Source organism: Ancylobacter sp. GW821-FHT10E12 (genome assembly GCF_058809335.1).
The window spans coordinates 1-21409 of record NZ_JBXASN010000012.1 but is presented as its reverse complement, the minus strand read 5'-3'; the positions used below and the strand labels follow the sequence as shown (position 1 = coordinate 21409).

The 21409-nt window shown below is 61.0% G+C and carries 13 protein-coding genes and 3 pseudogenes; 15 read left to right on the top strand and 1 reads right to left on the bottom strand.

Going from position 1 to position 21409, the window contains the following annotated elements:
* Positions 1-64 precede the first annotated feature (64 nt).
* The 4 genes and pseudogenes from guaA (at position 65) to AC1RU4_RS16745 (ending at position 7735) form a co-directional block, all read left to right on the top strand.
* Positions 65-1666, top strand: coding sequence for a glutamine-hydrolyzing GMP synthase (guaA, locus tag AC1RU4_RS16760; RefSeq protein WP_492892257.1), 1602 nt, complete (start codon positions 65-67; stop codon positions 1664-1666).
* Positions 1667-1982: 316 nt separating this feature from the next.
* Positions 1983-3238, top strand: a pseudogene (locus AC1RU4_RS16755) (tyrosine-type recombinase/integrase).
* A 298-nt stretch (positions 3239-3536) separates the two neighbouring features.
* A complete protein-coding gene (locus tag AC1RU4_RS16750) occupies positions 3537-5858 on the top strand; it encodes an AAA family ATPase (protein WP_492892256.1) in 2322 nt (773 codons plus the stop codon).
* A complete protein-coding gene (locus AC1RU4_RS16745) occupies positions 5855-7735 on the top strand; it encodes a UvrD-helicase domain-containing protein (RefSeq protein WP_492892255.1) in 1881 nt (626 codons plus the stop codon). Before AC1RU4_RS16750 ends, AC1RU4_RS16745 begins: the two co-directional genes overlap by 4 nt.
* Before the next feature lie 112 nt (positions 7736-7847).
* Here AC1RU4_RS16745 and AC1RU4_RS16740 read toward each other — a convergent pair whose 3' ends face one another.
* On the bottom strand, positions 7848-8339 hold the full coding sequence (locus AC1RU4_RS16740; protein ID WP_492892254.1) for a helix-turn-helix transcriptional regulator: 492 nt from the start codon (positions 8337-8339) through the stop codon (positions 7848-7850).
* A gap of 262 nt (positions 8340-8601) precedes the next feature.
* Between AC1RU4_RS16740 and AC1RU4_RS16735 the strand changes: the two genes are divergently transcribed.
* From AC1RU4_RS16735 to AC1RU4_RS16685, 11 genes and pseudogenes are all read left to right on the top strand, one after another.
* Positions 8602-8955, top strand: coding sequence for a DUF2958 domain-containing protein (locus AC1RU4_RS16735; protein WP_492892253.1), 354 nt, complete (start codon positions 8602-8604; stop codon positions 8953-8955).
* A 360-nt stretch (positions 8956-9315) separates the two neighbouring features.
* Positions 9316-9861, top strand: a complete 546-nt coding sequence (locus tag AC1RU4_RS16730) for a S26 family signal peptidase (RefSeq protein ID WP_492892252.1) — start codon at positions 9316-9318, stop codon at positions 9859-9861.
* Positions 9862-9906: 45 nt separating this feature from the next.
* Positions 9907-10242: a DUF736 domain-containing protein gene (locus tag AC1RU4_RS16725; protein ID WP_492892251.1), complete on the top strand. Its 336-nt coding sequence runs from the start codon at positions 9907-9909 to the stop codon at positions 10240-10242.
* Positions 10243-10246: 4 nt separating this feature from the next.
* Positions 10247-11170: pseudogene (locus AC1RU4_RS16720) on the top strand (lytic transglycosylase domain-containing protein); the annotation flags it as partial.
* A pseudogene (locus tag AC1RU4_RS16715) lies at positions 11149-12510 on the top strand (TrbI/VirB10 family protein); the annotation flags it as partial. The pseudogenes AC1RU4_RS16720 and AC1RU4_RS16715, both read left to right, overlap by 22 nt.
* 1 nt (position 12511) lies before the next feature.
* Positions 12512-12742, top strand: a complete 231-nt coding sequence (locus AC1RU4_RS16710) for a DUF2274 domain-containing protein (RefSeq protein ID WP_492892250.1) — start codon at positions 12512-12514, stop codon at positions 12740-12742.
* A 192-nt stretch (positions 12743-12934) separates the two neighbouring features.
* Complete coding sequence (locus AC1RU4_RS16705) at positions 12935-13243, top strand: ribbon-helix-helix domain-containing protein (RefSeq protein WP_492892249.1); 309 nt, start codon at positions 12935-12937, stop codon at positions 13241-13243.
* Positions 13240-16452, top strand: coding sequence for a helicase-related protein (locus AC1RU4_RS16700; protein WP_492892248.1), 3213 nt, complete (start codon positions 13240-13242; stop codon positions 16450-16452). The genes AC1RU4_RS16705 and AC1RU4_RS16700 overlap by 4 nt, the downstream gene beginning before the upstream one ends.
* Positions 16449-17234: a DUF4391 domain-containing protein gene (locus AC1RU4_RS16695; protein WP_492892247.1), complete on the top strand. Its 786-nt coding sequence runs from the start codon at positions 16449-16451 to the stop codon at positions 17232-17234. Before AC1RU4_RS16700 ends, AC1RU4_RS16695 begins: the two co-directional genes overlap by 4 nt.
* Entirely contained in the window at positions 17231-19180 is a 1950-nt protein-coding gene (locus tag AC1RU4_RS16690) for a GmrSD restriction endonuclease domain-containing protein (protein WP_492892246.1), read from the top strand. Before AC1RU4_RS16695 ends, AC1RU4_RS16690 begins: the two co-directional genes overlap by 4 nt.
* 41 nt (positions 19181-19221) lie before the next feature.
* The gene (locus AC1RU4_RS16685) at positions 19222-21258 is read left to right on the top strand and encodes a site-specific DNA-methyltransferase (RefSeq protein WP_492892245.1); all 2037 of its coding nucleotides are present in this window, start codon (positions 19222-19224) and stop codon (positions 21256-21258) included.
* The last annotated feature ends 151 nt before the right edge of the window (positions 21259-21409 follow it).

The following is a 21409-nucleotide window of genomic DNA, read 5'->3' as shown; positions in this document are numbered from 1 at the left end:
CCTATTCGAGAATGTGCCTATCCGACATGTGGACGTGAAACCGGACAGCGATTAGAAGCCCGCCATGACAAAGATTGCGACGCCGCAGAGCGCTGACACGCCTACCCACGACACCATCCTGATCATCGACTTCGGCTCGCAGGTCACCCAGTTGATCGCCCGCCGGGTTCGCGAGGCTGGAGTCTATTGCGAGATCCACCCGTTCCAGCACGCCGAAGAGGCTTTCGCCCGGCTCAACCCGAAGGGCGTGATCTTCTCTGGCGGCCCGGCCTCGGTGCTGGACGCGGGCAGCCCGCGCGCGCCGCAGGCGGTGTTCGACGCCCACGTGCCGATCCTGGCCATCTGCTATGGCCAGCAGACCGCCTCGCTCCAGCTCGGCGGGCGGGTCGAAGGCGGCCATGCCCGCGAATTCGGCCGCGCCGATGTCGAGATCAGGCAAGCGAGCCCGCTCTTCGAGGGCATCTGGGAGGTCGGCGGCCGCTACCCGGTGTGGATGAGCCACGGCGACCGCGTCACCGAGCTGCCGGAAGGCTTCCACGTCGTCGGCACCTCGGAAAACGCGCCCTTCGCCATCGCGGTGAACGAGGATCGGCGCATCTACACGACGATGTTCCACCCCGAGGTGGTGCACACCCCGGATGGCGGCAAGCTTCTCACCAATTTCGTGCAGAAGATCGTCGGCGTGAAGGCCGACTGGACCATGGCAGCCTTCCGCGAGGAGGCGATCAAGCGCATCCGCGATCAGGTCGGTACCGGGAAGGTGATCTGCGGCCTTTCCGGCGGCGTCGATTCCTCGGTGGCGGCGGTGCTGATCCACGAGGCGATCGGCGACCAGCTGACCTGCGTCTTCGTCGACCACGGCCTGCTCCGCCTCGGCGAGGCGCAGAAGGTGGTGACGCTGTTCCGCGACGCCTACAACATCCCGCTGGTGCATGTGGACGCCGAGGAACTGTTCCTCAAGGCGCTCGAGGGCGTCACCGATCCCGAGGTCAAGCGCAAGACCATCGGCAAGCTGTTCATCGACGTGTTCGACGAAGAGGCGAAGAAGATCGGCCGGGACGGCACGGGAATCCCGGCCTTCCTTGCCCAGGGGACGCTCTACCCGGACGTGATCGAGAGCGTGAGCTTTACCGGCGGTCCTTCGGTGACCATCAAGAGCCACCACAATGTCGGCGGCCTGCCCGAGCGGATGAACATGAAGCTCGTCGAACCGCTGCGCGAGCTGTTCAAGGACGAGGTGCGTGCGCTCGGCCGCGAGCTTGGCCTGCCGGAAGTGTTCGTCGGCCGCCATCCCTTCCCGGGGCCGGGCCTCGCCATTCGCTGCCCGGGCGAGATCACCCGCGAGAAGCTCGACATCCTGCGCCTTGCCGACGAGATCTATCTCGAAGAGATCCGCCGGGGCGGTCTCTACGACGCCATCTGGCAGGCCTTCGCGGTGATCCTGCCGGTGAAGACGGTGGGCGTGATGGGCGACTACCGCACCTATGACTATGTGGTCGGCCTGCGGGCGGTGACGTCGGTGGATGGCATGACGGCGGATTTCTATCCCTTCGACATGGCCTTCCTCGGCCGGGTGGCGACCCGGATCGTCAACGAGGTGAAGGGCGTCAACCGCGTGGTCTACGACGTGACGTCGAAGCCGCCGGGGACGATCGAGTGGGAGTGAAATGATGTGGTTCGCGGCGTTTCGCGAACTATCGCCACATCGTCATAACTAACTGAAATCAAACAGAAAATCAAGCGCTCACTATCGGAGCCTATCGCCCTGAAGCGGTGGGATCTGACGGTGTGCGCGACGGTATGCGTTTTTCGCCGTCAGCCGGATTTTTGCCCTACCGTCAGGCCAGAAACGGAAGCACCTCACGATAATTCAAGCTAATGCACTGTTATGTAACGGTTATTCTCATCGATTGACGGTATCGGATTTGACGGTAAAATTGGGGCTCGAAAAGGCGTTTTCGATCGTCAACGAGGCCGTCCCCATGCTCACAGACATGGCCATCAAGAGGCTGAAACCAAAAGATAAATTGTACAAGGTGGCCGATCGTGACGGTATGTACGTTTCCGTCGCCACGACAGGTCAAACACCTTCCGGTACGACTACCGTCTGAACGGCCGCCGGGAGACGCTGACGATCGGCCCCTACGGTCCCGATGGCTTCACGCTCGCCGAAGCGCGCGAGCGCTGCATCGCGGCCCGCAAGCAGGTGGCGGAAGGACTTTCACCGGCTCACGAGAAGCAGCGCGACAAGCGGCGCAAGGCCATGGAGCGGAGCTTCGGAGCGGTGAGCGGTTTATGGATCAAGGAAGCGCGCATGGCGGAAAGTACCCGCTCGATGCGCAAGGCCATCCTCGATCGCGATATTCTCCCTGCCTGGAAGAACCGCCTTCTGACTGAGGTAACGCCGGACGATCTGCGCCAGCTCTGTGCCAAGGTGAAGGAGCGCGGCGCCCCGGCGACCGCCATCCACGCTCGCGACATCGTCAAACAGATCTACGCCTTCGCCATCCTGCATGGCGAGAAGGTGCCGAACCCGGCCGACGAGGTCGGGCCTGCCTCGATCGCGACCTTCCAGCCGAAGGACCGAGCGCTGTCGCCGGCTGAAATCAAGATCATGCTCCAGCAGATCGAGCATGTGCCGACCCTGCCGACCATCCGCCTCGGCCTGCGTCTGATCCTGCTCACCATGGTGCGCAAGAGCGAGCTGACCGATGCCGTCTGGGACGAGGTCGATTTCGAGAACGCCGTCTGGACCATTCCGAAGGAGCGGATGAAGCGGTCGAAGGCGCACAACGTCTATCTGTCGCAACAGTCGCTCGACATTCTGATCGCCTTGAAAACCTGCGCCGGCAATTCGCGCTTCCTGCTGCCGTCCCGCTACGACGCCGACGCCCCCATGTCGCGCGCGACCTTCAATCGCGTGACCGCGGCCGTCGTTGTGCGGGCGAAGAAGGAGGGGCTGCCGTTGGAGCCCTTCACGGTCCACGACCTGCGCCGGACCGGCTCGACGCTCCTGAACGAGATGGGATTCAACAGCGACTGGATCGAGAAGTGCCTAGCCCATGAGGATGGACGCTCATCACGCGGCGTCTACAACAAAGCGGAATACGAACCGCAGCGCCGGCACATGCTCCAGGAATGGGCCGATATGATCGATGCCTGGGTGAACGGTCAGAAGCGCGCGCCGGCGCTGTTGCCGCCGTCGATGGCGTTTATGGTGAGGGAAACGGCACCTTGATCGTAGACAACGCAGTAGCGACCGATGCCTCGACAGCTTCTGATTTCCCGGGCCGGCCCTGCAGAAACAGATGGAATCGATCCGGCCTTAGCAAGCGGTTGACCCTCTCCAACCCTCTTCGCGGGGCGAGACGGACCTGTGGCGATCAGCAAAGCTAAGCCTAAATCAGCCACCTGTTCCAAATGATCACCAAAGAACATAGACTGCAAACAGCTCTTGAGTGAATTTCTCCTTCGCCATCGCGAGGTGAGCAAACGGAGGGGCTGAAGTAATTAAGCTATTGCTCCGGGGGGAGAACGTGCTCATCAAATTCATTGAGATTGCGAACTTTCGTAAATTGCTGTCGGTGCGAATCGACCTCGCTGAGAAGCAGACGTTGTTCGTCGGTGCCAACAACAGTGGCAATAGCTCGGCAATGCTTGCATTGCGGCGCTTCCTCGTACCGCGACGTTGTCCGTTCGAAATTTATGACGTTACGCTATGTCATTGGCCGGCGATTGATCGGATAGGCCGGAGTTGGATCGACGCGAAGCGGACCGATGAAGTAGTCGAGCTCACACTTGAGACGTGGCTACCGCTGCTCCCCACGCTAGATCTCTGGTTCGACGTAGATCCAGGGGAGATGCACCACGTTCGCGACCTGATTCCGACGCTGGATTGGGAAGGCGGTCTGCTCGGGGTGCGACTCCGCTACGAGCCAAGCAATCTTGGTGATCTCTATAAGGATTTCTTGGCTGCGGTTGCCGATGCCGAGGCACTGCGCGCCGCTGCGACGCAGGCGCATGCCGAGAAGATTGCTGCCGAGGGTCAGGAGAGGCCGGAGCCCAAGCTCACGCTATGGCCGTCGACACTTGTCGATTACTTGAGTCGGCGGCTGGCCAAGAGCTTCACCATCCGCGCATTCACCCTCGATCCCGCGCAGCTCCAAGCTCCGCTCAATGGCCAGGCGCACCCGCAATCGCTGCCCGCCGCTTCACTCAGCCTTGAGGGCGAACCGCTGAAGGGGCAGGTGCGCATCCACGATATTCCGGCGCAGCGCGGGTTCGGCGAGGAAGCGCCGAGCGATGAGGACGAGGAGGCGCCGGCCGGATCGTCCGGCAGTCGGCTCTCCGATCAGCTGCGCAGCTATTACTCCAAGCACCTCGATCCGACTAAGGTACCGGATGTCAAGGATTTGGGGGCGCTGCAGGCGATCGAAGCGGCGCAAGACGCTTTCGATCAAAAGCTTACGGAGAGCTTTGAAGCTGCGTTCAGCGAGGTCGAGGGCATGGGCTATCCCGGTGTCACCGACCCTAAGCCCAAGGTGTCGACTCGGCTAAAGGCGATCGACGGGCTCAACCACTCCTCGGCGGTGACCTTCGTGGTCGACGTGACGCCAGCAGAGGGCGAAGCGGTGGTGCCGGTGCTGCGCTTACCCGAAAACAACAACGGGCTCGGCTATCAGAACCTCATCTCGATGATCTTCCGACTGATGAGCTTCCGGGATTCGTGGATGCGTGTGGGAAAAGCCGCGATCACCAATCCCGCTGCCGTGATAGAGCCGCTGCACCTCGTCCTAGTCGAGGAGCCCGAGGCGCATCTCCACGCGCAGGTGCAGCAGGTGTTCATCAACAAAGCCTACGAAGTACTTCGCGCCCATCCAGATCTCAGAGACACCAAACTGCGGCGCAGCCAACTCGTGGTCAGTACGCATTCGAGCCATGTCGCGCATGAGGTATCGTTCGAATGTTTGCGCTACTTCCGGCGCCTGCCCGCCGGCATGGTGTCGCGGATACCAGTCTCCACGGTTATCAATCTCTCGGAGGTGTTCGGTGCGGGCAACGAGACGGCCCGGTTCGTGACGCGCTACTTGCGCGCGCAACACGCCGACCTGTTCTTCGCGGATGCCGCCATCCTGGTCGAAGGACCGGCGGAACGCATGATCGTTCCCAACTTTATTCGCCACAAATTCGAGGCACTCAGCAAGAGCTACATCACCCTGCTTGAGATCGGCGGCAGCCATGCCCATCGCCTTCGTCCGCTGATCGAACATCTTGGTCTGCTCACGCTGATCATCACCGATCTCGACAGCCAAGCGTCCGGAACGACCACATCGGCACCGCCCAGACCGGGTGAGGGACAGAGCACCAACAACACAACGCTTCGACAATGGGTGCCGGCGCGAACCAGCGTCGACGCGTTATGGGAAGCCACGCCGGCGGAGCGAACACTCGAACCCGCAGGTGATCCGCTGTTCGCGGTGCGCGCCGCTTATCAGTTGCCGGTCGATGTGACGCTTCCGGGCGCCGCCACGAGTGAGACCGCCTATCCCTATACGTTCGAGGATGCGCTCGCATTTGAGAACCTTTCCTTCTTCGCTGCGCTTCCGGGAACCGGGCTGGTCGCCAAGTTCCGCGACGCGATCGCTGCGGGTGGCGGCGCGACCACGGTTGGCGCGGCGATGTTCACGGCACTCAAAACCGGGAAGAAGGCTGAGTTCGCTCTCGACGTACTTGATGCCGAGATGTTCGAGACCCTGAGCGTGCCGCGCTATATCAACGAAGGTCTGACCTGGCTGCAGGAGCGACTCAAGAAGAAACAGATCGAGATATTGCCGGCCAAAGAGGGAGTGGCCGCATGACCGGCGCGAATGCCGACGATTTGGTTGATGCGAAGGCGGACGAGACTATTCTCAGTTGTCTGGATCTTGCCGCGCCACGCAGCTTCTTCCTCTACGCGGGTGCCGGTTCTGGCAAGACCCGGTCGCTGGTCCAGGCAGTACGTGACCTGTGCGAGCGCCAAGGCCGCGAGCTGAAACTGACCGGTCAGAAGGTCGCGATCATCACCTATACCAATGCCGCTTGCGACGAGATCGTGCAGCGGCTCGAATTCGATCCGCGGGTCGACGTTTCTACCATCCACGCTTTCGCGTGGTCGCTGATACGCGGCCATGACGACGACATTCGCAAGTGGCTCGACACAAACCTGCTCGCCGAGATTGCCGATCTCGAGGAGAAGCAGGCGAAAGGTCGGTCGGGCAAAGCCGCGATTGAGCGTGCGCAGTCGATCGAGAGCAAGACACGGCGCCGTGATGGCCTCCCAACGATAGCGAGGTTCATCTACAGCCCAACCGGAGACAATCGTACGCGCGATTCGCTCAATCACGCCGAGGTTATTGCCATGACCGCGGCGTTTCTGAACGCAAAGCCGGGTCTGCGCCGGCTCCTGATTGCCAGCTATCCGATCCTTTTGATCGACGAGAGCCAGGACACCGCAAGACGCCTTATGGACGCGCTGCTCGACGTCCAGGCGGCTTTCCCAGCACAGTTCTGCTTGGGACTATTCGGCGACACCATGCAGCGCATTTACGCTGATGGTAAGGTCGGCCTCGCCGAGGCAATTCCTGAAACCTGGGCAAAGCCGCGCAAGGCGATGAACCACCGCTGCCCCAAGCGCGTGATTGCGCTCATAAACAAGATCCGCTCCGACGACGACAAACAGGAGCAGCAGGCGCGCAGTGACGCTCCCGAGGGGACCGTTCGGCTGTTCCTCGCGCCAGAAACTGTCGGCAACAAGAGGGATGTCGAAGCGACAGCGGCAACGAAAATGGCCGAGCTGACTGGCGATGAGGCTTGGCTCCCCGACCGCGACGGGGTGAAGATGCTCGCCCTTGAACACTTAATGTCGGCGCGCCGTTTCGGGTTCGAACATTTCTTTGGGTCGCTTTACGCCTACGAACCGATGCGCACGGGGTTACTCGACGGCACGGGCCGCGGTCTGGGCTTCTTCACCCGCGAGTTGCTCCCGTTGGCGAACGCGCTGGCGGCGGGCGACCGTTTCGCGACCGCAGCGGCGATCCGCCGGACCTCACCGTTGCTTGATCGCCAGCGGTTGGCGGACGCTGGAGATAAGCAGCAAGCGGAGCTTGAACGCGCGAAGGTTGCGTGTGATGGCCTCAAGGTGTTGTTGCTGGCGGAGAACCCGCCGATCCTACGCGCCGTACTGCGCTACGTGGCCGCGACAGAGCTTTTTGTCATTCCCGAGGTGCTGCAACCGTTCGTTCCCGAGGTGCTCGCGGATGCGGCGACCGAGCTGGAAGATGATGCGAGCACCGAGGCGGGTGCTTGGCGTCGGGCGCTCGACGCACCTTTCCCCGAGATCGAAAAATATGATCGCTATGTCCGTGGCGTGTCGCAGTTTGATACCCATCAAGGTGTGAAGGGGCGCGAGTTCCCGCGTGTTATGGTGGTGATCAGCGACGATGAAGCACGTGGCTTCCTGTTCAGTTACGGCAAGCTCATGGGAACCAAAGAGAAGACCAAAACCGACCTCGAAAATGAGGCAGCGGGTAACGACACCAGCATCGCCCGCACTCGTCGTCTCTTCTACGTGACCTGCAGCCGAGCGGAGGAGAGCCTCGCCATCGTCTATTATTCCGACGATCCCGGCTTGGCGCGCACCGCGCTCCTTGAGCGTGGCTGGTTCGCCGATGACGAGATCGAGATTGTTGCCGCCTGAAGGGTGGTCGCGGACAGTACTGAAGGTGTAATCGGATGAATTCGATGCGCTCAGTCGGCAGTAACTCTCAGGGACGCCGGTGAGCTACCTAAGTGTGGCTTATGGCGCCGTGTTACCGGTCATGCCGCTGAAGCGATGATTTCACTGGTCGCGCACGCCGTTGACGAACATCTGGCGGAGATGCTTTGCGCACGATGTCCGCATCCGATGCGCGGCGCCGTTCATCGAGCCAGGTCTCAACCTCGGCCAAATCCCACACCACGCAACGCGGCGTCAGAAAAAAGCGCTTTGGGAACTCGCCGCGCTGTTCCATCTCGTAGATCGTCGTGTCGGCGAGCGGCACGATTTTGCGAAGCTCCGGGCGACGGATCACCCGCTTGAGCAGATCAGCGGGCGGCTGAAACCGCTTGGAGCCGCTCTCGACAGGCTCGTTGGCGGGTGGCTGCACGGTGTCGGAGGCCAAGGTCCGATCTTCTTGAGAAATCGTGTGTTCGCGTTTCATGTCGATCGCCCTCGATCGCAGTGGAATGACTGCGACCAAGGTGACGCGCACTGCCTGCGTATTGAAGACCCCAGAGGTGGGCGTGCGGAAATCGGCGGCCATCGCGAAAGAAACGGAAGGTGAGCGCGGGCGACTCCACGACCCTTGCTACCGGAGGTCCGGGTTTGTCGTTTCTTCGAGTGTGCGCTGCCTGTGGCCTTCGATCATCCCCTCTCGACAAGCTGCGGTAACGCTGGCCGCCGCCGCAGCGCGGTCAAGCCCGGCCCGCACCAGACACCGAGTAGGGCCTGACCGCTCCGCTCGATTGCGCCGGCCGAACGCCTCCTTGCCCTCGATCGGAGGGTGACATCGAAGGGAGGCCGACATGGCCGCAGCGCTCATCACCAACGAACTTTACACCCGGCTTCTCGCCAATGGGGCTCGCAGCGCCACCGGCGAGGACATCGATCCGCGTCCCGTCGTCAAGCTCTTCACACCGGACGCCGGCGCCACCTGGCTTCTCACCGAAGCCGATCCCGAAGACCCTGACCGTCTATTCGGCCTCTGCGATCTCGGCCTTGGCGAACCCGAGCTCGGCCATGTCAGCCTTGCCGAAATCCGCACGGTTCGCGGACGGCTCCGGCTTCCGGTCGAACGTAACCTCCACTTCAAGGCCGAGCATCCGTTGAGTTGGTACGCTCAGCGCGCCCGCCAATCCGGCAGGATCGTCACCGACTGACGATCGCAACCGCGCCCCGCCTTTGGGCGGGGCGCTTCGTCGTACTCATGAAGAAAGACGGCGATCAGGATGCACGGCTTTCAGGTTCTACGGCTTTGCGCATCCTGATCCGGTCATCATTCCCGGCGCTCGCTTTCGCTCGCGCCGGTCGGGTGCTTGGGGGCGCCGCCCCCTGGCGCGGCGCAAGGGATCGCTGACGCTCGGCCGGGACGGTTTCCCCGGCCTTCCGCGCTGATGCGCGTTTCAGACTCTCATCGCCGGTCTGGATCACGCGAGCCTCATGGCCTTGCTCGGACACGAGCCACGCGCCTACACCGTCGATCAGCATCGGGCGTTTCTGTTGCGCCGGAGGGCGGAACCATGACCCGGTTCGGCTACGTCATGGTGACGTACTTCTCCGTGATGGGCGTTGCCGTCGCATCATTCATTCCCACGCCATTGCGACTCGTTTGGAACGCATCCGCGAGTGTTCCAATCGGCCTTTACGCTCTCTCCCCGACGCCGGACCTGGAGGTCGGCGATCTCGTCGCGCTCCTGCCCGACAAGCCGCTCGCCGACTTCATGGTGGAGCGCGGCTACATCGGAAGCGGCGTGCCGCTGCTGAAGCGCGTCATGGCCCTGCCGGGACATGAAGTCTGTCGCTCGGGACGCACCATAACGGTCGATCATGTGCCGCTCGGTGACGCGCTCGATCGCGACCGCGCGGGCCGCGATCTGCCGGTCTGGCAGGGCTGCCGGACGGTAGCACTGGACGAGTTCTTCCCGATGAACCCGGACGTGCCCGACAGCCTGGACGGTCGCTACTTTGGCCCGATCCCGGTGCGCACCGTCATCGGCAAGGCGACGCCGATCTACACCGATGAGGAGGGCGATGGCCACTTCGTCTGGCGTGCTCCGACGCGGTGAGTGCCGCACCACCGTTCATCCCACCACCAGGTCACGGAGATTCCAATGCCACAGATTGGCGAGTTTACCCGCGAAACCACCGGCTTTGTCGGGCGCGTCCACACCTTCACGCTCTTTCGTGAGATCACCATCGTTCCGGCAGAGCCGACCGATGCCGACAACGCTCCGGGCTACCGCATTCACCACGGCAACGAGGAAGGGCCTGAGATCGGTGCGGGCTGGAAGCGTACCGGCGAACGCGCGGGCGAATACATCGCGCTACTGATCGACGATCCGGCCTTGCCGCAGCCAATCCGCGCCAACCTGTTCCGCGACGATGAAGCTGGCGCGTCCTGGTCGCTGCACTGGAACCGTGCTCCGAAGCGCGGCGAGCGGGAGTGACATCATGCGATCCGACAGCCTGCGCGCGTGCGCGATCTCCTTGCGATCGGTCATCCCTTTGTTCGCGGAAATGCCGCATCATCCCTTCGCCCCGCTCGACGACCGGTCGGCCGGTGCGCGCAGCGGAGGTCAAGGGCGATCGAAGATCGGCGCAGTGCGCGGACCCTTGACCGCAGCGAGCACGCTGGCAGGCTGGTGTCGCAGCGGAGAAGGCGCGCCTGTTCGAATGGCGGTCATTCTACTCTCGGGCTTGCTTTACGGCGTTGCAATTCCGGCGATTGCGCTGGCGCAGACGAAACCCGCCGCTCACCCGTCTGCGCGCGATCCCTATGGTGATCACATCGCTGAAGCGGCACAGCGCTTCGAGCTTCCCGCCGCCTGGATTCTCGCGGTGATGCGCGCCGAGAGTGACGGTGATCCACGTGCCACCTCGCCCAAAGGGGCGATCGGGCTGATGCAGATCATGCCGGAGACCTGGGCCGAGCTGCGCGTGCGTTACCGCCTGGGTGCCGATCCTTTCGACCCGCACGACAACATCGTGGCGGGCGCGGCCTATATCCGCGAACTGTTCGATCGCTATGGATCGCCAGAGTGGATCGCGGCGTACAACGCCGGTCCTGGGCGCTACGAGGAGGCGCTGAAGGGCCGACCACTTCCACCGGAAACCCGCGCTTATGTCGTCGCCCTCGCGCCGATCATCGGCGGTAGCGAGCCTCACGACGCGGTCATGATTGCGTCCGCCGATCCGCTCTCCTGGACCCGTGCTCCGCTTTTCGTCATGCAGCCTTTGAGCAGAACGACGGTCCCTCTCGTGCAGTCCGACGAGCACAAGGCCGACGCTCCGCAGGCGATCACCGTGCGCGACCTGTCCGCCATCGTGCCCCAGTCGGGCGGTCTGTTCGTCGCGCGGGCGGATGGAGCCACCGCCAGCCCGGCAACCGCCGTGTCATCGTCAAATCCCGTTCCGTCCGGGGCGCGGGCAAGAGCGGAAAGGCCGCCGCGCATCTGCGCTATATCCAGCGCGACGGCACGGCTCGCGACGGTGAGCGCGGTCGGCTCTATTCCGCGACGGAGGATCGCGCTGATGGCGACGCTTTCCTCGATCGTGGCCAAGACGATCGCCACCAGTTCCGCTTCATCGTCTCGCCGGAAGACGCGACCGATCTTGCCGACGTCACCGGCTACACCCGCGAGCTGATGGCCCAGGTCGAAACCGACCTCGGCACCAAGCTCGATTGGGTCGCGGTCAATCACCACAACACCGGCCATCCGCATGTCCACGTCATCGTCAACGGCCGCGATGCGCGCGGCGAAGATCTCGTCATCAACGGCGACTATCTCGCCAATGGCATCCGTGAGCGGGCGAGCGAACTGACGACGCTGGAACTTGGCCCCGTCACGGAGATCGAGCAGCGTCGCAAGCTCATGGCGGAGATCGATCAAGATCGGCTCACCCGCATCGACCGGGCGATGGTGGCCGAGGCCGAAGACCGTTTGCTTGACCTCCGATATGAACCGGGCGATCTGCGCGGCCAGTCTGACCGGACCATGCGGCTACGCCGTCTCGGCAAACTGGGCGACATGGGCCTTGCCACCGAGCACGCACCGGGTGTCTGGGAATTGAGTGAGCGGCTGGAGCCGGCCCTGCGCGAGATGGGCGAGCGCGACGACATCATCCGCACCATGCAGAAGGCGCTCCGGGCCGACGGCGCCGAGCGCGACCCGATGAGTTTTGAGATTCACGACGGCGCCCCCGCGGCGCCGATCGTCGGCCGCGTCATCGACAAGCATCTCTCCGACGAACTGGGTGAGACCCTGACGCTGGTGGTCGATGGCATCGACGGACGCACGCACCATGTCATCGGCCAGTACGACAATGGCGTCGGCTTCGGCCAGCGCCGCGTGCTGCTGGTCTGGAACCGGCTGATCTTCCCCAATGGCCGCTCGATCGTGTTGGAGCGCCAGCCGGGCACAGACGCCGAGGGCTATGCCGGGCTCGAAGATGGCGTCGACTACCATTGGGGTGAGCTGTTTAAAGCCGCGGCGCTGTCGACGCTGCTCAGCGTTGGCGCCGAGGCGGGATCATCCGGTCAGGAGAGCGATATCATCCGTGCGCTGCGCAACGGCGCGTCCGACAGCATCAACCAGACCGGCCAGCAGATCGTGCAGCGTCAGCTCAACATCGCCCCGACGCTGACCATCCGACCGGGCTTTCCCGTCCGCGTGATCGTCACCCGCGATCTCGTTCTTGAACCCTACGGAGGCTGACATGGCGAAGCTGAAACTCGGCCCGATCACCGACGACAAGCCGGTGAAGGTCACGCTGGAGCTGCCCGCCAGCCTGCATCGCGATTTGACCGCCTATGCCGAAATCCTCGGGCGGGAGGGAGGACAAGTCGCCGCCGATCCCGTTCGTCTGATCGTCCCCATGCTGGAGCGGTTCATGGCAACGGACCGGGGATTTGCAAAGGTGCGGCGGGGCAGGCCTGACCCCCATTAAGAAATTAATGTGGGCCGCCGAACCATCGCAGTCCTCGCTTTCGGCGTGCACGCATTCTCGGTATTTCGGAGCATCCGCTTCGGAAAAGAGCTTTAGATAAAGTGCCTTACCGGCAAAGCGTGTCCGGTTGCAGCATTCCCCATACGAGTGCCGAACACTTCCATTCGCGCTTCGGGTCATCTTGTTCAGCCCATGCAGCACGGCTTCGGGCACCCTTCTGGTGAAAAGTGCATCACTTTGTTGAAGTCTGATGCGCGAGCCGGTAGGTTGATACGAGGAACCGTGGGGATGGAAATGAACGAGCGTCCGCGCAAGGCAACGCGACTGACCGTGAGTCTGGAAGAACAAGATTATCAGACTCTGTGCCAGATCGCGCTATCGAGGGACGCTTCGGTTTCGTGGGTCATCCGCCAGGCGATCCGACAATTTATCGAAAGCTCGTCCGAAGCCCGTGGCCCATCGTCTATGCCTAGACCCCCTCGGAAGGGTGGTGAGGCATGAGGCTTATTAGGAACAGCGGGACGGACCGTGCCATCGACAGATTGCGCGAATGGCTGGATCAGGGCGCCCTCATAGACATCGTTTCCCCGTCCTTTTCACTGCTTGCATTTGCCGAGCTTCGAGGCGTTCTCGATCGGATCGAGCGATGCCGGCTGTTGCTGGGAGACGCCAGTTCCGTTCTTCCTAGCCTTCTCGGCGGTGAAGCTGACATCGTCTTCCGGGGACAACTTCAAGGGCGTTGGCTTGCCCGTCTCGTCGCCGAATGGGCGCGGAAGCGGGTTGAGATTCGGCACGCACGTCGAACACCGCCACAGTCGCTAGTACTCGTCAACGGCAAACCCGACTTCCGCCGGGCCATGGTCGGGACATGCTCATTCACGTCCGATGGTCTGGGTGTCACCCCGAGCGGTCGATTGGGGTTGGTTCAAGCAACCGAGTCGGATGCCGAGACCTCGGATTTTTCGGAATGGTTTCGCTCGAACTGGGAGGACATCGAGGCGAGCCCATCGGCGAAGGCCCACTTTCTGAACGCACTGGAGGAAATCGCCTCGCAGCGCGCGCCATCTCTCGTCTATTTCCAGATACTCTATCAAGTCTTCAAGGACCTGGGTGATGAGCTCGACGAGGAGCGGATCATCAAGTCGGCGACGGGCATTCGAAACACCGTCGTGTGGAAGAAGTTGTTTCGCTTCCAACGCGATGGGGTGGTGGGTGCGATCGACAAATTGGAGAGGATCGGCGGCTGCATTATTGCTGACAGTGTTGGCCTCGGAAAGACATTCGAAGCGCTCGCAGTTGTAAAGTACTATGAGCTTCGCAATGATCGCGTTCTCGTGCTTTGCCCGAAGCGCCTTCGTGATAACTGGACCCTTTATAAGGCAAATGACCGCCGAAACATTCTGGCTTCAGATCGGTTCAATTATGATGTTTTGAACCACACGGATCTGTCGCGCGATGGCGGTGTATCCGGCGACATTGATCTTGCTCACGTAAACTGGGGCAATTACGACCTCGTGGTCATCGACGAGTCGCACAACTTCAGGAACAAGCCGACCCATAAGGACCGCGACAGCCGCTACGACCACCTCATGAAACGGATCATTCTGTCGGGGGTGAAGACCAAGGTGCTGATGCTGTCTGCAACGCCGGTCAACAACCGTCTTGCCGACCTCAAGAACCAAATCGCATTTGTAACAGAAGGGAATGACGTGGCTCTTGCGGCCAATGGCATTCCAAGCATCGAAGCGACGATCCGGAAAGCGCAAGGCCAGTTCAATCGTTGGCTCGACCTTCCGGAAAGCGAACGTCGGCCCGCTAAGCTTATGGACATGCTCGGCTTTGACTATTTCAAGCTGCTCGATATGTTGACGATCGCCAGGTCACGAAAGCATGTGCAACGCTATTATGGGATCGAGGAAACGGGGCAGTTTCCTGACCGGCTGCCGCCGGTGAACATCAAGGCGGACGTTGATCTTACGGGTGAGTTTCGGCCTATTCGCGAGGTCAACAACGAAATTCGTCGCCTTACTCTCGGTGCCTACGCGCCACTGCGATACGTGCTGCCACACAAGCAGGCTGCGTATGACGAGAAGTACAGTACAAAGATTCGAGGTGGCGATCAGTTCTTCCGGCAGCTCGATCGCGAGGAAAGCCTCACCCACCTTCTGCGTGTGAATATCCTGAAGCGCATGGAGAGTTCCGTTGCGTCGTTCTCCCTGACCATCGAACGCCAACTCGCGGACGTTGATGCTCTGCTAGCCAAAATCGACTCCCATGACGACGCGATCGAGGAAATCCCGATTGACGACGTGGATGTGGACGATCCCGCATTCGAGCCGCTGCTCGTCGGCCGAAAGGTCAAGGTGCTTCTCCAGGACGTTGACCGTATTCGCTGGCGACAGGATCTCGTTGAGGACCATGAACGTTTGGCGGCGCTTCTATCGGCCGCGCGTCTTGTTATCCCCAAACGGGATGCCAAGTTGGCTGCGCTCAAACGACTTGTCGTTGAGAAGGTTCGTAATCCGATAAACCCGGACAACCGGAAGATTTTGCTGTTCACGGCGTTCGCCGATACGGCTGACTATCTCTATCGCGAGTTGGCCGATTGGGCGCGATCAGCGCTCGGCCTACATAGCGCGGTCGTTACCGGCGCTGGGGCGAATAAGACCACATTGCCGGGCGTTCGCGGGGACATGAGCAGCATTCTGAGCGCTTTCTCTCCAAGGTCCAAAGAACGGCCGGCAGAGCTTGTCGCCGAGGGAGAAATCGATCTTCTGATTGCCACGGACTGTATTTCGGAAGGTCAGAACCTTCAGGACTGCGATTACCTCGTCAATTACGATATCCATTGGAACCCTGTCCGGATCATCCAACGATTTGGCCGTATCGACCGGATCGGCTCCCGAAACGCTAGGATTCAGTTGGTCAACTTCTGGCCGAATATGGAGTTGGACGAGTACCTCGACCTCGAATCCCGCGTCAGCGGGCGCATGATGCTCCTTGATGTGTCGGCTACCGGCGAGGAGAACGTCATCGAGTTCCAGGCGGGCAACGAGATGAACGATCTGGAATACCGTCGCGCGCAGCTTCAGAAGCTGCAGGATGCTGTGATCGATCTCGAGGACTTGTCCAGTGGCGTTTCCATCGCGGATCTCACACTCAACGATTTCCGGATCGATCTGGCGGGCTATCTGGGTGCCAATCGGGAGCGGCTCGATGCGTTGCCGCTCGGCACCTATGCCGTCACGGAGGCTTCCGACGACGGAGAGAGCCCAGTTCCGCCGGGCGTCATCTTCTGTTTGAGGGCCGTTGGCGAGGCAGCTTCCTCCGTCGTCGAGCCGGGCTATCCGCTGGCTCCCCATTACGTTGTTCATGTCGGAGAGGATGGAGAAGTCCTGCTTCCCTACACGCAGGCGAAGCAGGTGCTCGATCGCCTGAAGAAACTCAGTCTCGGCCGTGACCAGCCGGACCAGGCGGCTTATGGGCGATTCGACAAGACCACGCGCGCCGGTCGCGACATGGAGCCCTACCGCAAGCTGCTCGCCCGCGCCGTCGGTACGATTGTCGGCAAACGTGAAGAGCGAGCGGTTGCCAGCCTGTTCCAAATGGGTGGCACCCACGCGGTGAAGGGGGAGTTTGCCGGCATCAATGACTTCGAGGTTGTCGCGTTTTTGGTGGCTCTGGCTCCGACGACGGACGTGGCGCCATGACGGAGGTGGCGGCAACTGACCCGATCATAACGGCTCTCGATTTGCCGCCGGGCGCGCGCCTTGACATGCGCGTGCCGAAGAAGGCGCTGCTTGAGCAGGGCGCGCCGACGGCGACTGACAAGCGGGCCATTCAAGACGGCATCGAAGAGATGCAGTGGATCGCGGCTCTCAAGCCCAACACCGTCGCCATACCGGCACTCGTGAACGAAGGCCGGAACTATTCGGAGATTGCGGTCCTATCCGCGACGCTTCGGCCGGAGGCACGCTCGCCCCGCCTCACGGAGCTCATTCATCGTGCCATTCCCTATCCGGTTCTGCTGATCACTCTGTCGGGCTCGCACGCGGCCTTGTCGGTCGCACCTAAGCGGGCGGCTCAGAACGAGGGCAACAAGATCGTGGTCGAACGCATCGTGCTCGCGGACGAGATCGATCCTGGCGCACCGTCTGCGATCGAACGGTCATTCCTGGAAAGCCTGGCACTTGCACGGCAACCCGGACGCGATCTATCGACGGTGTACGACGGTTGGCTGGTTCGGATCGAGGCGCTGAACGCGGCTCGCATCTCGGGCCATTTCACGCTCACCAACGAAGCCGACCGGATCGACCGCCGTCGCTCGGCGCTGGAAGAGCACGCTCGGCTTTTGCGCGAGATCGCACAGTTGCGGGCGCGGGCCGGTCGCGCCAAACAGATTAATCAACGGGTTGATTTGAACCAGAAAATCAAGGCGGTCGAAGCCGCGATCGATCGCGCCAAGCGGTTGATGCTGGGGGATGTTGAATGAAGATTTCCACGATCCTGGACCATATCGACAGTGGGCACATGGCGTTGCCCGAATTCCAGCGCGGTTATGTCTGGAACCGCGATCAGGTCCGGGGCCTGTTCGACTCGCTCTACCGGAGGCATCCGGTCGGCGGCCTGCTTGTGTGGGCGACGGAGGCCAAAACGGCCGCACATCGCGGTGACGGTCCGATCGCGGCGGGCATCGTCAAACTCCTGCTCGACGGTCAGCAACGCATGACATCGCTCTACGGTGTGGTGCGCGGGCATCCGCCGAAATTCTTTGATGGCAACACCCAGGCCTTCAGTGGCTTGCGTTTCCATCTCGGAACAGAGACCTTCGCCTTCTACCAGCCGGTCAAGATGCAGGACGATCCGCTTTGGATTGATGTCACCGCCTTGATGAAGGCGGGGAACGCCGGTCTTGGGGCGTTGATCGCTCAGCTTTCCGCCGATCCTGCCCATGTGGCGAATGTCGGCGCTTATGTCGGCCGGCTTGGCGCTCTGCTTGGTGTCACCGAGATCGATCTGCACGTCGAGGAGGTCACCGGTCAGGACAAGACCCTCGATGTCGTCGTCGATATCTTCAACCGGGTGAACAGCGGCGGCACCAAGCTGTCGAAGGGCGACTTGGCGCTGGCCAAAATCTGCGCCGAATGGCCGGAAGCCCGCGACTCCATGAAGGCCAAGCTGAAGGAGTGGACCGCCGCCGGCTACCAGTTCAACCTCGATTGGCTGCTTCGCTCCGTCAACACGGTTCTGACCGGCGAGGCCAAGTTCAGCTATCTCCACGACAAGGGCGCACTCGACATTCAGGACGGTTTGAAGCGCGCCGGCAAGCATATCGATGCGAGCTTGAACTTTATCGCCGGACGCTTGGGCCTGGATCATGACCAAGTCTTCTTCGGGCGTTTCGGCGTGCCCGTCATGGTGCGCTACATGGACAAAGCGAAGGGGCCGCTGGACGCCAAGGAACGCGACAAGCTTCTGTTCTGGTTCGCCCAGGCGGGCATGTGGGGGCGCTTTTCGGGGTCGACGGAAACGTTCATCGATCAGGATCTGGCCGCCCTCGAAGGGCTGAACGGTGGCCTGGACACGCTGTTGGAACAGCTCCGGCTCTGGCATGGCGGCCTGCGGGTTGAGGCGGGCCACTTCACCGGCTGGAGCCTCGGCGCGCGGTTTTATCCCGTGCTCTACATGCTGACCCGCATGGGCGAGGCGCGGGATTGGGGGACGGGGTTGCCTCTGCGCGCCAGCCTGCTCGGGAAAATGAGCCGCCTGGAGGTGCATCACATCTTCCCCAAGGCGCAGCTCTACAAGCTGAAACACCGCCGGGCCGACGTGAACGCGCTTGGCAATTTCTGCTTCCTGACCAAGGACACGAACCTCAACATCAGCGATCGCCTGCCGGAAGAGTATTTCCCGGAGATCGAGGCACGGCATCCCGGCGCGCTGGCGTCGCAGTGGATACCGACCGATCCCGCGCTGTGGAAGATCGAGCGCTACCTCGATTTTCTCGAAGCCCGTAAGGCGTTGCTGGCCGCGGAAGCAAATCGGCGCTTTGAAGATTTACTCCATGGCGATACGCGCTGGCTCGGCACGGCGGCGCCGGTGGCGGAAGCCGAGGCGCAGGCCGTGGGCAGCATCACGAGCGAGGTCGAGGAAGCCGAACTCGAAGCCCTCAACGATTGGGTCGACGGCCAAGGCTTGCCGCGTGGCCTGCTCGGCTTCGACTACGCCGATCCGGTTACGGGTGCGCAGAAGGCGCTGTTCGATCTGGCGTGGCCGGACGGTCTGCAGCCTGGCTTGAGCGCTCCCATCGCCGTGTTGCTCAATGAAGGCCCGGAGATCCTCGCCCTGGCGAGCAAGGCGGGATTCCGCTGCTTCACTTCCTCGGCCGATTTCCGCACCTATGTCGAAACCGAAATTCTGCACCTGGAAGCGGCCTGACCGCTGCCGTGCCCCGTTTGCACCTGATTGAGTTGGATAAAATGAAGAAACTTGATGCCGAGAGCCCCGAGACCAAGAGCGCCGATATCATCTCCGGCAACGTCGAGGTGCTGAAGTCCCTGTTCCCCGACGCTGTCACCGAAGGGAAGATCGACTTCGAGGTGCTGAAGCAACTGCTCGGCGGCGTGGTGGACGTGCGCGAGGAGAAGTACGGGCTGAACTGGCATGGCAAGCGCCGCGCCCGGCAGATCGCGTTAACCCCGTCGGTGGGGACGTTGCTTCCTTGCCCGGAAGAAAGCGTCGAATGGGACACGACGCGAAACCTGATGATCGAGGGCGACAACCTCGAAGTCCTAAAGCTCTTACAGAAGAGTTACGCTGGCAAGGTAAAACTGATTTATATCGATCCGCCCTACAACACCGGAAACGATTTTGTTTATTCTGATGATTTCAGAGATAATATTTCAAACTATCTAGAGCTAACTGGACAAATAGAAGGCGGGCGCAAGATAGCATCAAATACAGAAGCCTCCGGGCGCTTTCACACCAATTGGCTGAATATGCTTTATCCGCGGCTGCGCCTTGCCAGGCAGCTAATGCGACAAGATGGCGTAATTTTCATAAGCATAAATGACAAGGAGCTATCGAATCTAGTTTCCATTTGCAGAGACATATTTGGGGAGGAAAACTTCATTGCTACGCTTGTTTGGGAGCGTGGGCGTAAGAATGACGCGAGACGCTTTTCTTTAGGACACGAATACATCGTCGGGTTTGCAAAGGATCTGGCTCTTATAGAGGAGCTTCTACCAGCTTGGCGTGAGCCCAAAGAGGGCGTAACCGAAATTGTGCAAGAATATCATAGGCTAAAAACGATCCACTCGAATGACTATGACGCTATTTCGAATGGCCTTGTCGAATTTTACAGATCGCTACCTGACGAAAATCCGTCAAAAAAGTATGCAAGGTCGCGATTCGTCGACGCACGAGGAATTTGGCGCGACAACAACATCTCTTGGCCCGGCGGCGGTGGACCTAAATATATCCTTCCGCACCCAATTACTGGGCAGCCCTGTAAGATTCCAGACGACGGCTGGAGGTTCGTTGAAGAAACAATGACGGAGAAGATTCGCGATGGCTACGTCCAGTTTCGTGAAGACCACACGAAGTCTCCATTTCTAAAATCATATCTCTATATCGATGGTCAGGGAGTTTCGGGCGAAAACGATAGCGCCGGTGAAAAACTGCAGGTCATGGGAAGTGTCTTCTATAGACATTCCCAGCCATCGAACGATGTGATGAAGGACATTTTTGGTGAAAAGGTTTTCGACAACCCGAAGGATCACATCGTTCTTGCGCGGATGATAAGATACTGCACTGGACCGAACGATATAGTCTTAGATTTTTTCGCAGGTTCTGGCTCGACAGGGCATGCTGTGTGGGAGTTGAATCATCGTGAGGGGACTAGTCGCCGTTTAGTTTTAGTCCAGTTACCAGAGCCCCTCGATCCAGACGATCGAGATCAGCTTCTGGCGGTGAAATTCTGTGACGAGAATGGAAAGAAGCGCGTTTTGTCTGAACTCACGAAGGAGCGGCTCCGTCGGGTAGGTGCGACTTTCAACGATAGTGCCGATCTCATGCGGAACGACTTTGGATTCCGTGTTTTCAAGCTCGCGTCGTCAAACATCCGCGCGTGGGAACCTGACACCTCCGATCTCGAAGACAGCCTTCTGAAGAATGCCGAGCACCTCGTTCAGGGCCGCAAGGAGCAAGACGTGCTCTATGAGCTCTTGCTCAAGCTCGGTCTCGATCTCTGTGTACCGATCGAGACGAAGACGATGGCCGGCAAGACAGTTCATTCCATTGGTGGCGGCGCGCTGATCGTCTGCCTCACGGACGGACTGACCAAGGGCGTGGTGGAGGAGATCGCGAACGGCATCGTTGAATGGCGGAAGGCGCTGGCGCCGGCTGTCGACACGCGCGTCGTGTTCAAGGACACTGGCTTCGCCGATGACATCGCCAAGACCAACATGGCCGCGATCCTGAACCAGGCCGGTATCGCTGACGTTCGCAGCCTGTGAGGACGGTTCGATGAAGCTTCATTTCGAGCCCGATCTCGACTACCAGAAACGCGCGATCGAAGCCGTCGCGGATCGGGACTGTCAGGAATTTCGTGTGCAGGGCGGCCATACTGGAGCTGATGGAGGTTCCCGATGGCACGACGCAAAGCCC

Bases quoted from the DNA above. Each gene is read 5' to 3' on its own strand.
- AC1RU4_RS16705 (WP_492892249.1), top strand. From the start codon at position 12,935: ATGCAGCACGGCTTCGGGCACCCTTCTGGTGAAAAGTGCATCACTTTG.
- AC1RU4_RS16700 (WP_492892248.1), top strand. From the start codon at position 13,240: ATGAGGCTTATTAGGAACAGCGGGACGGACCGTGCCATCGACAGATTG.
- AC1RU4_RS16745 (WP_492892255.1), top strand. From the start codon at position 5,855: ATGACCGGCGCGAATGCCGACGATTTGGTTGATGCGAAGGCGGACGAG.
- AC1RU4_RS16730 (WP_492892252.1), top strand. From the start codon at position 9,316: ATGACCCGGTTCGGCTACGTCATGGTGACGTACTTCTCCGTGATGGGC.
- AC1RU4_RS16710 (WP_492892250.1), top strand. From the start codon at position 12,512: ATGGCGAAGCTGAAACTCGGCCCGATCACCGACGACAAGCCGGTGAAG.
- AC1RU4_RS16725 (WP_492892251.1), top strand. From the start codon at position 9,907: ATGCCACAGATTGGCGAGTTTACCCGCGAAACCACCGGCTTTGTCGGG.
- AC1RU4_RS16740 (WP_492892254.1), bottom strand. From the start codon at position 8,339: ATGGCCGCCGATTTCCGCACGCCCACCTCTGGGGTCTTCAATACGCAG.
- AC1RU4_RS16735 (WP_492892253.1), top strand. From the start codon at position 8,602: ATGGCCGCAGCGCTCATCACCAACGAACTTTACACCCGGCTTCTCGCC.
- guaA (WP_492892257.1), top strand. From the start codon at position 65: ATGACAAAGATTGCGACGCCGCAGAGCGCTGACACGCCTACCCACGAC.
- AC1RU4_RS16685 (WP_492892245.1), top strand. From the start codon at position 19,222: ATGAAGAAACTTGATGCCGAGAGCCCCGAGACCAAGAGCGCCGATATC.
- AC1RU4_RS16695 (WP_492892247.1), top strand. From the start codon at position 16,449: ATGACGGAGGTGGCGGCAACTGACCCGATCATAACGGCTCTCGATTTG.
- AC1RU4_RS16690 (WP_492892246.1), top strand. From the start codon at position 17,231: ATGAAGATTTCCACGATCCTGGACCATATCGACAGTGGGCACATGGCG.